Consider the following 12,685-nt stretch of genomic DNA (forward strand, 5'->3'; position numbering starts at 1 on the left):
AAGCGGAGTGCAGTTCTCCGAAAAGGGGTTCGAGGGGAAAATCATGCTAAAAGCGGTTGCGCCGTCTCGCTTGAGATCTGTGCGGAATGTCATTTGCGTCACATTCGGAATATTTGCCGCTCACTCCTGCGCCAGCACGACGGCGCCCTCTTTAACCGCCCAAGACCTCCTCGTCGCACCCTATACCTATGCGGCGGGCCAGCCGTTCGATGTTGATGCATTTCTTGCGGCTTTTCCTTCCTGGCTGACAACATCCTACAGCGCTGCCGAGTTTGACCCTGAGCAGGGCGCAATGGTCATTGAGAACTTCCGGTTCGGTTTTGCCGCCGCACCGGAGCTTGGTTTTCTCGCTGATCGCGCAGTGGTCTGGGATGCTGATGTCGACAGCATGACGGCGGTCTTTTCCGGCACCGCAAACAATACCGCTAAAGCGTCGTTGTTTGACCGCATCGCTTTGGAAGGGTTGCGGTCGGAAGGCATGCAATGGGATGGCGGGTCTGAAAGCGCATCCATTAGCTTTGATAAGCTTGTAATTGATGGCCTTGCTGCACGCTCTTATAACTTGGCGCCGAAAGCCGGTGTTGGAGAGGAGTCGAAAATTCTCCGGAATATGGCGGCGGTCATGGGTTCATTCGCCTATGACGGAGCGGCCTATTCAAACTTTTCACTACGGCTTGCAAACAGCAGCGGCGAGCGTGTTGAAGTCGACGTGGCCGAAGCGTTTGCTCGTGGCTATGATGCGGGCGCGGTCGCGTTTCAAAGCGCAAGCGGCGTCACCGCCCTCATTCACAGTGCATCGGATGATGTTCCCGTTGAAGTTTCGGAAAAAGTCAAAGGTAAAAGGGCTGAAGGGCCGTACGCCAAGATCCTGAACCTGCCGCCCAGCGAAGCAATGAACGAAGTCTTGCGCCGCCCGACGGCGATGCTGGCGGCGGCGGCGGTAGGCGAAACAACCGCCTATGAAATCGACTATACTGAAGCGCGCGGGGCCGATTTAAGCGGTGCGTTGCTCTGGCTGGCTCGTTGGGAGCTGCCGCCGATCACTGAAACGAATCTTATCGACCTTGGCGCCCAGACCATGCTCGGCTACCGCGAAAGCTGGGACGGACAGTTGATTCAATCAATTGAAAGAACGGAAATTCCAGCCGCTGATTTCTACTGGTTGGTTCCGGCTCAATACGATGTTGTGTACAGCGGTTACACACAAGAAATCGGGCAGATGTTCGGCGTGATGCAAAACCGCATGCCGCCTGGGTTTTCGACCGAAGCAGCGCCGCAATTCGAAGAGATGTTTGCTGTTATGAATGCGCTCGGCCTTGAGCGTATTGCGGGCGACATGGATTTCTCCTGGCGCTGGAATGGTGAGACCGGCGATGCAGCGGTATCGACATCAAGCGATCTGATCGATCTGTTGACAAACGATCTGGGCATTAGCGTTGGCGGCCCGACCCTTGCTGAATGGGACGTCATGGCGCGCAACGACACCCCGATGGCTGCAGCCGTCACCGACATCTCACTGCAAGGCTTTAATTTCGGACTGGGCGATCGCGGCATTCTTGATCGCGCTTTCGCCTATGCCGCTGAGGAGCAGGGCATGACCGGACCTGACCTGCGTCAGTCTATGTCCGCCATGGCGCGACTTACTGGCGCGCAAGCCGGTGAGATGAATCCGCGGATTGAATCCTATGCCGGCGCTGTTGCGGATTTCATCGCTGGCGGCGGACGGATCGACATCGTTGCAGCGCCTGAGACGCCGGTTGACTTCATGACGCTTCAGTCAGTTGGCCAGACGGCGCCTCAAACGCTGCCGGATGTCTTGAATCTTTCCATAACGCACACGGCTGAATAGCCTTCGCGCGCTTTGAGCGTCAGACGGCTTAGTCGTCCAGCACGAATGTCACCTTGAGGATGACGCGGTATTCCTTGATCTTGCCGTTGTCGAGGATCAGCGACTGATCCTTAACCCATGCGCCTTCAACTTGCTTGAGAGTCTTATTTGCGCGTTCGATTCCGTTCTCGATCGCATCGTGAAAGCTTTTCTTGGAACCGGCGATAATCTCCGTTACGCGAGCAACTGCCATATATTATCCTCCATGGGTCTTTGTTAAATTCGCCCCAGCGAGGAATTAGAGCGCTTTTAAACTAGCGTTGCAAATGCGCCTTTAGCGCGTCGGTGCAGGTGTATCGCCTGAATAGTCGTAAAAGCCGCGCCCTGTTTTGCGTCCCAGCCAGCCGGCCTCAACATATTTTACGAGCAACGGACAGGGACGGTATTTGGAGTCAGCCAGCCCTTCATAAAGAACTTGCATGATGGCCAGACAAATATCGAGGCCGATAAAGTCAGCCAGCTCCAGCGGCCCCATGGGATGATTAGCGCCAAGTTTCAGCCCGGTATCAATCGCTTCGACTGAGCCGACGCCTTCGTACAGCGTATAGATCGCTTCATTGATCATTGGCATCAACACGCGGTTGACGATGAAGGCCGGAAAGTCTTCTGAAACAGCAATGGTCTTACCAAGGCTGGCGATAACATCCTTCGTCGTTTCAAACGTTTCCTTTGACGTCGCGATACCGCGAATGATTTCCACGAGTTTCATCAGTGGCGCCGGATTCATGAAATGGATGCCAATAAAATTTTCAGGCTGATCCGTCGCCGCAGCAAGGCCAGTAATCGAAATCGATGATGTATTACTGGCGAGGATGGCTTCTTTTTTTAAAACGCCGGTGAGTGACTTAAAAATCTCTTTCTTGATCGTCTGGTCTTCGCTGGCGGCTTCAATGACCAGATCACAACCCGAAAGGTCTTTTATATCGGTTGCAGGCATCACCCTGTTGAGGGCGCCCTTTGCGTCGTTGTCGCCAATTGATCCTTTGGCGGCTTGCCGGCCAAGGTTTTGCTCAATGGTGTTTCGCGCCTTTTCGATCTGTTCTGTGCTGATGTCGTTCAAGAACACATCGTAACCAGCCAGCGCGAATACATGGGCAATCCCGCTGCCCATCTGGCCGGCGCCAATAACGCCGACGGTTTTTATGTTGCCCATGATAAGCTCCGATGCCGGTTCCCTGATACCCTCAGGATACTGCACCGCAACATAAGCATGGACAAGACCGATCGCTCTAAAATCGCAGCGGAGGTCCGTGCTTAAGTTCTGCTCAGGGGCTATCGAGCGCGTCTGATCTCGGCAGCGAAGCATCCATGCGCGGCATTGTGTGCATGAAGATAGTCGGCTTCCGGAATTGTGAAGGCATTTTCTATTTTTGCTTTGAGATCGTCATTGAATGACAGATCAGCGCCTATCAGCATGCCTTCAGCGTTAAAAATCCTCAGCGCTATCGGCCTCTTTATCATCACCGGCGGCAATTCGTTATGGAAAGTAAATGCAGCTTTCGCGTGCTCCCGGACATAAATCGCATAAGACGAACGATAAGGCGTTGCGGCCTTATGGCTCTCGTAGTTGAGCAGCAAAACCGTTTCGCCTGGCTCGGCGTCTTCCAATGTCACCCGGCAGGGAAAGCCAGGCTTGGTATCTGCAGTTTTTCGGATGACGCCCCGCGATTTGAGTTCTTCGTTCGACAGTTCAAACAACGGTTGAAATTGCTCCGGGGCCAGGCCGGTAATGGTGAATGACATGGGTTGCTCCTTTTTCAAGAAGCACCCTCATGCCTTTCGTAACCGCTATCGGCGACCCGGTTCTTGCGAAAGAATTATCAGTCTTCCCTTTCTGTCACGCGATATTTTTCAAACCAGGCAATCGTGTAATCGGTTTTCGCATTGAGGCGGGACGGGCGCCCGGCAATGCCGTGATTTGAACCCGGAATCCGGACCATGACGCTTGGCACGCGCCGGAGCTGCAAGGCCTGATAAAATTGCTCAGTCTCGGAAATTGGCGTGCGGTAATCGATTTCGCCGGTAATCAGCATGGTCGGTGTTTCAACATTGCCTACCAGCGAAAGCGGTGAACGCCGCCAATAATGTTCCAGCTCTTCCCAGGGCGGTCCGGGAAATTGTGTGGCAATCTGATTAATATAGCTGTCCGCTGTCAGTACTTTTGACACCCAGTTAATCACGGGCTTCGCGGCCATGGCGGCGTTGAACCGATTGGTCAGGCCGATGGCATAAGCTGTGGCGATGCCGCCCGCCGAACCACCGGCAATGAACAGGTTGTTTTCGTCAGCAAAGCCGTTTTCGATCGCCCAGTCTACCGCCGACATATGGTCGGCAAAGTCATCAGGGCTCGAATATTTGTATTTCAGGAGATTAGCGAAATCACTTCCATAGCCGATGGAGCCACGGTGGTTGTCGTAAATCACGACATACCCAGCCGCCGCCATGCGCTGAAGTTCAGCTGAAAAATGCGGGCCATAAGCGAGGTGCGGTCCGCCGTGAATTTCGATGATCAACGGGTAGGTTTTGCCCTCTTGATATCCCGGCGGGGTGATCATCCATCCTTGAATTTCAAGCCCGTCAAGCGAAGATTCGTACGTAAACGTACGAAGCTCGCCCAAGTCCCGATGTGCGAGAAGATCTTCATTGAGTTCGGTGAGGCGCCGTGTTCTGCCATTTCTATAGGCGTAAAGGTCCGCCGGACGGTGGGCGCTGCCCTTGGTGTAGACCAGCGCGCCATTTCGGCTCGCGTCATAGGCGCCGCTGACATATGGCCTGCCTATCGTGGTGCCTCCGATTCCCTCGACGGCTATACGCCGCCTTCCGTTCACGTTGACCACGCCGATCATGTTCTCGCCGCGATTTTGATAAGTGAAGGTGATCTCGCTGTTAGAAAGCCATTGCAGATCACCAGCGCGCCGATCCAGTTCGCCTGTCAGGTCTTTTATATTGCCGCCATCGGCATTCATAAGAAAAACCGCTGTAGGCACAAAGGGTTCCGGGTCATTGCTGGTCTGAAGAAAAGTAATGTTCCGTCCGTTAGGGGAAATCTTGGGATTTGTCTCCATGCCAGGATCGTCTGTGAGCTGAGTGAGTTCGCCAGAGCTCACATTCACGGAAAAAATATCTGCTTCCCGGGCTTCAAGTTCCCATGTGTCATGCCGGTTGGCCGAAAACAGGATTTCTTCTCCGTCCGGCGTGAATGACAGAGGCCCGCTATGATGGAAGTCTCCAGATGTAAGCTGACGTTGGGTGCCGCCCTCAGCGGGGATCGTGAAAATGTGGTCATAAGCGAGATCCAAAAAACCGTCGCCATTAGTGCGATAGCGCGCGCGATCAATCACGATGGCTGGCTCGGCCCATTCAGCCCCCTCCGGTTTTGCTGGTTTACTGATTAGGCTTTCGTTTTCCTTTTTTACCGCCATTGAAAAAGCAAGCATGCCGCCGTCGGGAGACCATGTGAGATCGCCCGGCCCTTCTTCGAAAGAGCCGATAAGGGCTTCCCGGCCTGATTCCAGGTAATGAACGTAAAGGTTCGTGCGTCCCGTCTCGCTCTTCATATAAGCGATACGCGTTCCGTCCGGGGACCAGCGTGGCGAGCTATAAGACCCAGCATCCGCTAATAATGGTTCATGCCGGCTGCCGTCGAGGTTCACGAGCCAGACATGCGAGCGTGTACTGTCCGTCATCACATCGTTGAAGCGGCGGATGTAAAGCGCTTGCCGGCCATCAGGCGACACCTGAGGCTCGTCCGCCCACTCGAGTTCGAAGACATCTTCCGCAGTAAGCATCCGGAGGTCGTCGTTCGCCGACACCCCGAGATTTACGCTCATTGCCAGAGCCAGCAAACCGAACATACGCAGCATAACGTTTCTCCCAACACTCATTCTTCAGGGCAGGCTTGCGAAATAATGAGCAGTTGGCAAGGTCAAATAGAGAAATTGTGGTGCAAACAGACAACAAAAAAGCCCCGCATGCGCGGGGCTTTTTTTACCTTGGAGTAAATTGTCGTTACCCCAGCGCTTCTTTCAATTCCGGCAATGCTTTGAAAAGGTCCGCCACAAGACCGTAGTCAGCGACCTGGAATATCGGCGCTTCTTCGTCCTTGTTGATGGCGACGATAACCTTGGAATCCTTCATGCCGGCCAGGTGCTGAATCGCGCCGGAGATGCCGACAGCGATGTAAAGCTCCGGCGCGACGACTTTACCCGTCTGCCCGACCTGGTAATCATTCGGAACGTAGCCGGCGTCGACAGCTGCGCGTGATGCGCCGACAGCGGCGCCAAGTTTGTCCGCGATCGGAAAGATATACTCTTCGAAGTTTTCGTATGATGCGAGCGCGCGTCCGCCGGATATGACGATTTTCGCGCCGGTGAGCTCCGGGCGCTCGGATTTTGTCAGTTCTTCGCCGACGAAGGATGATAGCCCCGGGTCAGCAGGCGCATCGACGGTAGTCACTTCCGCTGAACCGCCTTCTTCAGCCGCTTTGAATGAGGTCGCCCTGACGGTGATTACTTTTTTAGCGTCTTTCGATTTCACCGTCTGCATGGCGTTGCCGGCATAGATCGGCCGCACGAAGGTGTCCGGCGCCTCGACGGCGACGATCTCAGATATTTGCATGACGTCCAGCAGTGCGGCGACGCGCGGCATGACGTTTTTGCCGGTGGTGGCCGCGGCTTTCAGGATCGCATCATAATCGCCTGCGAGCGAAATGATGAGATCAGCGAATGGTTCCGCAAGTCGGTTGGCGTATTGCTCAGCATCGGCGTGAAGGACTTTGCGGACGCCAGAGATTTTCGCCGCCGCCGCAGCAGCGTCGCCCGCGCCGGAGCCGGCGACGAGAACATCAACATCACCGCCAATAGCTTGCGCCGCTGTCACTGTCTTGTGGGTGGAATCGTCAATGGAATTGCCGTGAACGTCGGCGATGACAAGAACAGCCATTTAGATAACTCCCGCTTCGTTTTTCAGTTTGTCGACCAGTTCCGCGACGCTTTCCACTTTGACGCCAGCTTCGCGTTTCGGCGGCTCGGTGACTTTTACAACTTCAAGACGCGGTGTGATGTCCACGCTGAAGTCGCCGATGTCTTTAACATCAAGCGGCTTTTTCTTCGCTTTCATGATGTTTGGCAGTGACGCATAGCGTGGCTCGTTAAGGCGCAGGTCCGTCGTCACGACTGCTGGGAGCTTGATTGAAATCGTCTGTAAGCCGCCGTCGATCTCGCGCGTAACTTTGAGGTTATCGCCGTCCTTTTCGACTTTCGACGCAAACGTGCCTTGCGCCCAGCCGAGCAACGCGGCAAGCATCTGACCAGTCTGATTGGAATCGTCGTCAATCGCCTGCTTGCCGAGGATCATGAGATCAGGCTTTTCTTCTTCCGCGACAGCTTTCAGAAGTTTCGCCACGCTAAGAGGTTCGACTGTCTCGTCGGTTTTGATCAGGATACCGCGATCGGCGCCCATGGCCAGCGCCTGGCGGATCTGATCCTGTGCTTTTTCCGGGCCGATAGAGATGGCGACGATTTCTTCCGCCGTTCCCGCCTCTTTCAGGCGAACCGCTTCTTCCACGGCGATTTCATCGAACGGGTTCATGGACATTTTGACATTGGCGAGATCAACGCCGGTCTCATCCGATTTGACGCGGACTTTGACGTTGTAGTCGATCACGCGTTTCACGGGCACGAGGATTTTCATTCTTGGGCTCCTCACAAGGGGCTGTGATTGTTTATGGCGCTGTAAATGCAGCGCACGGTTGCTTTCGCGGCGCACAATAGTCGCGCAAATCCCACGGATCAACGCCTTGGGGCGCCTCGCTCGTGCGGCGTCTTGGCGGCGCCGAATAAGAAGAGTACTCTGGGGGCGTTTTTGACGATGAAGGTGCGAATAATGAGGATGGCCGGACTACTCGTCGGGCTCATATTGTTTTGGGCGACGCCGTTACAAGCGCAGAACGCCCATTCTTCGGGCGGCATGACAATCCAGGAGGTGGCGCGAATCCTTGAAAAGGAGGGATTGCCTGTTTCTGACATGTCCGGCTCTGGCGCCGATTGGCTCCGCAGTGAAATCGACGGGACGGAATTCGATGTCGAAACTTATAACTGCAACGCTAAAAGCCGGTGCACGGAATTTTTATTCATCGCGGGGTTTGACATGCCAAATGGTTTTCCCATCGAACTTATCAATAAATGGAATGCTGAAGAACTTGCAGGCCGTGCTTTTCTGGATGAACGCAGAGACCCATTCCTGGACCACGTGGTTTCTGTTAGCGCGCCGAACGATGATGCAGTGTTTCTAGAGGGATTTTATTTGTGGGCCGCAGCCTTGCGAGAATTCGTAGAATTTATCGAATACCCGCAAGTTGAGGTTTAGAGCGCCCGGCCAAAAAGTGGAATCCGGTTTTTCACAAATCCGGCGCGACAACTAAGAATCTAGATCAGCGGGTGATGTACCCCTTATCGCCCGATGATCTAGGCCCCTTTTCCAACCAGCCAAAGAAAAAGCATCATCAAAGCAATAGTAACGGCCTGCGCTATCACGCGTAGGCGCATCAGCTTGTTGGAGTTTTCCTTAGCAAAGGCGCCGCCTTTCGCTAGCGAAAATAGTCCAACCGCAAGTATGATGGCTGTCGCGGCGAGACCAAGCGGAATGAGAAAGAATACAAGGCCGTCCATGGGGCGCTCCGATACATTGTTTAGCGCACTGCGCCGATATTCATTTGTAGCAAATATATGACGCGCCAGCCTGTGTGGCTATGCCTCGCGACAGCGTGCCTCAGGCAGCGTTCAAAGGCTCCTAACGCTCGATATGGCCGCCAGTGCGGTGCCAGGCTGGAAAAAATGAGCCTGCGTCATCAGTAATGGCTATTGGAATGATCGTACCGTCTTCTTCAGACTGAGCCACAACAGCGCCGGATAAGCCCAGCAAGTAGGCGCGAATGTCGGCGTCAGCCGGCGCCTCAACGCCCAATCCGCCATCGCTTGGCGCCGCCATCATGGGCGGCTTAAGTTCATTGAGGCCGAAGTCCATGCGCACGTCATAGGTGCGGCGCGCCTGAAATCGTAAAAACCGCTGCGCATTATACCACTGCGATTTTTCATCGTTGTCTGTACAAGTTTCAAGCTCGGTTCCTGATGCGCCCCAACGCCGTTCAGGACAATGATATGGGTCGAAAGACATATCCCATAACCGGTCCATGGCGTGGCCGAGATTGAGCCGCATGCGCGTGTTGTCGGACCGCCAATAAGTGTAGGTGCAGGCGTTCTTTTCTTCTTCAAAAGCGGCGAGCAAATCTCCCGCCAGGTCACTGCCGTCGTATGAAACGCCGGGGACGCCATTCTTTTCGTCTTCGTAAAGAAGCTGCACATCGCGGCGCAGTTCGATGAAGGAGACTTTAAGGCGCGCATCGCGCGATGGCGTTGAATACTCCTCCCATTCGCCGAACGTGCCGTAGATATTTGGCGGCAGTTTGTTCGGATGCGGCTTCAGATGGACCTTTGCAAAAAAGGCAGCGTCAATAGCGGCTTTGCGCGATTTGATGTCGCCGCAAATGGTCTGCAGGCCAAAGCGCAACTCTTCAATCGGGTCATAGGCAAAACTTGGGGCCGCGAGTTTTCGGCGCACATAGTCGTAATATTTCAATGTGCGGTTTTGATAGCGAAACTCGCCATAATGCCAGATGCCGGAAGGGTGCGGCGTGTTGCCGAAATACTGCTCCAGCGAATAGCCCACAATGGCTTCATTAGAAACCGCGCGCAGTTCGCCGCCAAGCAGGGAGCCGTCTTCATCTATCTTGGCGCCGTCTACATAGATTGGCCGCCATGCTTTGAGCCCCGCCCCAAGTTCAGGTTTGGAGCGCATGAAATTCGGCCCGTAAGCTGTGCGGGTGACGGAATTGTCCGGGTGCGATGCGACAACCAATACCCGGCCATTGTCGAGAACCTCGTAGACAATGCCAACATGACCGAAAATATCATAGGCGAGAACGCCGGGTTTGACTGTGTCGCGGGAAATCTCAACCGGATAAAAATCATCATGACTGCGTCCGCCGCCTGTTTCCGGGTGTGTACGGAACATCGCGGTGGAAACCTCGCCGCCGATGCGGGCGATAAAGGCGGGTGCGTTCGTGACGTAATTTCGAATCTGGCGCCGGCCGGCCACAGCATTGCCGCCGGTGGAGTAGCGCAAATCTTCTCGTTTGCCGTCTGCCGTGCGCATGGCGTTTTGATAGGAAAACGGCAGCCCGTTCTTCCACGCGTAATAAGCGCGGAGCACATACGCCATGTCGGCGCAGTCCCCCGGGAGGTTGGGATCGACGCTCGAGCGATAGGGGTTAGCCTCGCTTTTGAGGCACGCGTCAAGCGACGAGCAATCGGAACGGCCGATCGACTGCACGAAGGCGGCGTAACCAGCTTCGTCCTGTTCCGACCAATGGGTCTTGTAAACTTCCCAACGTGTTCCCGTGTTGACCGCCTCGGGAATTTCGCTGGCGTGCCCGCTGGTTGCAAAAACAGGCGTCATCGCCGCCATTCCGGCGGCGGCCCCCATCCCCAACAAGAGTCCGCGCAACACACCCATGCACCCTTTTTAACGCGGGGTTAACCGACTCGGTAGGGGGCTAACGCGGAAAGAAAATCAGTTTTCGGCGTTCCGTTGCCGCCGGGCGACGAAGGGAAAAAACGCCTCTCACCGCGAAAAGCGACCGAAAAATCGTTGAATATCAACTGCCTAGTGCAAAAATTTGGATTTTCAAGTCTGGCGGCGCGAGCCCGGCGTCCCAATGTTTCAACCATGGGCTGAAAAAGGGAGGCGATTTTATTTATGGGCTTTGAATTATTTCTGGCGGGACTTGTCGTCCTGGCCATCATTTTAATGTTCAACACAATGAAGGTAGTGCCGCAAGGGTTCGAGTTCACTGTGGAGCGGTTCGGGCGATACACGAAAACCATCAAGCCGGGCCTGCATTTCCTGATACCGTTTTTTGATCGTATCGGCCGTCGCATGAACATGATGGAACAGGTACTGGATATTCCTGCACAGGAAGTCATCACCCGCGATAACGCGAACGTATCGACCGATGCAGTTGCGTTTATCCAGGTCATGGATGCGGCCGCAGCGGCTTATGAGGTTCATAACCTGACACGTGCGATCTCTAACCTCGCCATGACGAATATCCGTACCGTGATTGGTTCGCTCGATCTTGACGAGGTGCTGTCGAACCGCGACGACATAAACGAACGCTTGTTGCGTGTTATCGATGCGGCGACGCAGCCATGGGGCGTGAAAGTAACTCGCGTCGAGATAAAGGATCTCGAACCGCCAGCAGATATTACCGAAGCCATGGCGCGGCAAATGAAAGCCGAACGCTTGAAGCGTGCGGAAATCCTGCAAGCAGAAGGTGAAAAGCAATCCGCCGTTTTGCGTGCTGAAGGCGAGAAGCAAGCGGCCATTCTCGAGGCCGAGGGGCGCAAGGAAGCGGCGTTCCGCGACGCCGAAGCGAGAGAACGTGAAGCGCAAGCCGAAGCAGAAGCAACGCGCATGGTCTCTGAAGCTATCGCCGCCGGTGACGTACAGGCCATCAATTACTTCGTGGCGCAGGATTATGTGAAGGCGTTTGAAAAGCTGGCGATATCGCCGCAGCAAAAAACGCTTATTCTGCCCGCTGACATGAGCGCGCTGGTCGGCACAATCGCCGGGGTCGGCACGCTCGCCAAGGAGGCGTTTGAAAACAATCAGACGCGCCGCGCAAACGGTTCAGTGCCAAGCGCGTCTTAAACTATGGTTTGCCGGCCCCGCCTTTGGGGCCGGCGCGCAACAGGGGAATATTATGGAAAGCATTATTCATTTTCTTGTGGAAATGCCCTTTTGGTATTGGTGGGTATTCGCCGTCGTTCTTCTCATTATCGAACTCATGACTGGCTCAACCTACTTTTTCTGGCCGGCGATTGCCGCATTCGCTGCGGGCTTTCTCGATCTCGGGCCGTTCAATGGGCAGTGGCAGCTACAACTGATCGTCTTTGCTGCTGTAACGGTAGCATTATCTTGGTGGGCGCCGTCGCGCGTGAAGCCGTGGCTGCACAAAACACAAGCCGATCACCAGACCCTGAACGAACGCGGCGCGCAAAAAATCGGACGGCGCGCCACTGTCGATGAAACTTTCAGCAACGGCGCGGGCAAGGTGCGGCTCGGTGATACGTTATGGCTCGCCGAATGCGATGAGGGAACAGACCTGGCAGAAGGAACAAAAGTCGTCGTCACCCGCGCAGAAGGCACGAAGCTGTTCGTGAAGGCTGCTGACGCTAGTGCTGTTTAATAATACGCGCGACGTCGCAATTCGCTGTGCGCCAGCGTGCGGCCAATGGGCCAGAGCGCGAAACCGGCAAGTTTCAGATGCGCCCACGCAAAAGGCAATCCGATAATCGTGATGGCGAGCGCTATCGCAGCGAATACATGGCCAAGCGCCAGCCACCATCCAGCCAGAACAAACCAGATGATGTTGCCAAGGAACCCTAAAGGTCCAGTGCCGATATCCTCGCCATAAAGCGATGCGCGTCCGTATGGCTTCGTCCCGAACGGCCAGAGCGTGTAAACGCCATTATCGAATGCAGCACGCGCCCAGGGAATGCCGATAATCGTGATCACCATGACCAGTGCGGCGACAAACCAGCCAATCGCAGCAAACGCGCCGCCAAGGGCAAGCCAGAGAATATTCAGGATCAATGCGATCGGTGACATGGAGCGTTCATCGCTCAACGGATGGTCGGGATACATGGGCGCCTCCTTACCAGCTAGATATAGGGGCCG

General features: G+C 54.9%; 13 protein-coding genes. 4 read left to right on the plus strand and 9 right to left on the minus strand.

Going from position 1 to position 12,685, the window contains the following annotated elements:
* Positions 1-43: 43 nt before the first annotated feature.
* Complete coding sequence (locus PUV54_RS07650; RefSeq protein WP_274495029.1) at positions 44-1,849, plus strand: hypothetical protein; 1,806 nt, start codon at positions 44-46, stop codon at positions 1,847-1,849.
* Positions 1,850-1,877: 28 nt separating this feature from the next.
* On the opposite strand, the gene PUV54_RS07655 is transcribed toward PUV54_RS07650, so the two are convergent.
* The 6 genes from PUV54_RS07655 to PUV54_RS07680 form a co-directional block, all read right to left on the minus strand.
* On the minus strand, positions 1,878-2,081 hold the full coding sequence (locus PUV54_RS07655; protein ID WP_274495030.1) for a dodecin family protein: 204 nt from the start codon (positions 2,079-2,081) through the stop codon (positions 1,878-1,880).
* Between the two features lie 81 nt (positions 2,082-2,162).
* Positions 2,163-3,041, minus strand: a complete 879-nt coding sequence (locus tag PUV54_RS07660; protein WP_274495031.1) for a 3-hydroxybutyryl-CoA dehydrogenase — start codon at positions 3,039-3,041, stop codon at positions 2,163-2,165.
* A 119-nt stretch (positions 3,042-3,160) separates the two neighbouring features.
* Positions 3,161-3,631, minus strand: a complete 471-nt coding sequence (locus tag PUV54_RS07665) for a DUF1203 domain-containing protein (protein WP_274495032.1) — start codon at positions 3,629-3,631, stop codon at positions 3,161-3,163.
* A gap of 77 nt (positions 3,632-3,708) precedes the next feature.
* Positions 3,709-5,751, minus strand: coding sequence for an alpha/beta hydrolase family protein (locus PUV54_RS07670; protein ID WP_274495033.1), 2,043 nt, complete (start codon positions 5,749-5,751; stop codon positions 3,709-3,711).
* Between the two features lie 145 nt (positions 5,752-5,896).
* Positions 5,897-6,829 (minus strand): electron transfer flavoprotein subunit alpha/FixB family protein, encoded by a 933-nt coding sequence (locus PUV54_RS07675; RefSeq protein ID WP_274495034.1) that lies wholly within the window; start codon positions 6,827-6,829, stop codon positions 5,897-5,899.
* Positions 6,830-7,579, minus strand: coding sequence for an electron transfer flavoprotein subunit beta/FixA family protein (locus PUV54_RS07680; protein ID WP_274495035.1), 750 nt, complete (start codon positions 7,577-7,579; stop codon positions 6,830-6,832). It lies immediately after the preceding gene.
* 192 nt (positions 7,580-7,771) lie between these two features.
* Here PUV54_RS07680 and PUV54_RS07685 point away from each other — a divergent pair, with 192 nt between their 5' ends.
* Entirely contained in the window at positions 7,772-8,254 is a 483-nt protein-coding gene (locus PUV54_RS07685; RefSeq protein ID WP_274495036.1) for a YbjN domain-containing protein, read from the plus strand.
* 98 nt (positions 8,255-8,352) lie between these two features.
* Here PUV54_RS07685 and PUV54_RS07690 read toward each other — a convergent pair whose 3' ends face one another.
* On the minus strand, positions 8,353-8,556 hold the full coding sequence (locus PUV54_RS07690; protein WP_274495037.1) for a twin transmembrane helix small protein: 204 nt from the start codon (positions 8,554-8,556) through the stop codon (positions 8,353-8,355).
* 121 nt (positions 8,557-8,677) lie between these two features.
* Entirely contained in the window at positions 8,678-10,453 is a 1,776-nt protein-coding gene (locus PUV54_RS07695; RefSeq protein ID WP_274495038.1) for a hypothetical protein, read from the minus strand.
* Between the two features lie 249 nt (positions 10,454-10,702).
* On the opposite strand from PUV54_RS07695, the gene PUV54_RS07700 reads away from it, so the two are divergent.
* Positions 10,703-11,656, plus strand: a complete 954-nt coding sequence (locus PUV54_RS07700) for an SPFH domain-containing protein (RefSeq protein ID WP_274495039.1) — start codon at positions 10,703-10,705, stop codon at positions 11,654-11,656.
* A 52-nt stretch (positions 11,657-11,708) separates the two neighbouring features.
* A complete protein-coding gene (locus tag PUV54_RS07705; protein WP_274495040.1) occupies positions 11,709-12,194 on the plus strand; it encodes an NfeD family protein in 486 nt (161 codons plus the stop codon).
* On the opposite strand, the gene PUV54_RS07710 is transcribed toward PUV54_RS07705, so the two are convergent.
* The gene (locus PUV54_RS07710; protein WP_420797947.1) at positions 12,191-12,616 is read right to left on the minus strand and encodes a YccF domain-containing protein; all 426 of its coding nucleotides are present in this window, start codon (positions 12,614-12,616) and stop codon (positions 12,191-12,193) included. The two genes, PUV54_RS07705 and PUV54_RS07710, sit on opposite strands and share 4 nt — an antisense overlap.
* Between the last annotated feature and the right edge of the window lie 69 nt (positions 12,617-12,685).

Source organism: Hyphococcus flavus (genome assembly GCF_028748065.1).
GTDB classification, from domain to species: Bacteria; Pseudomonadota; Alphaproteobacteria; order Caulobacterales; family Parvularculaceae; genus Hyphococcus; species Hyphococcus flavus.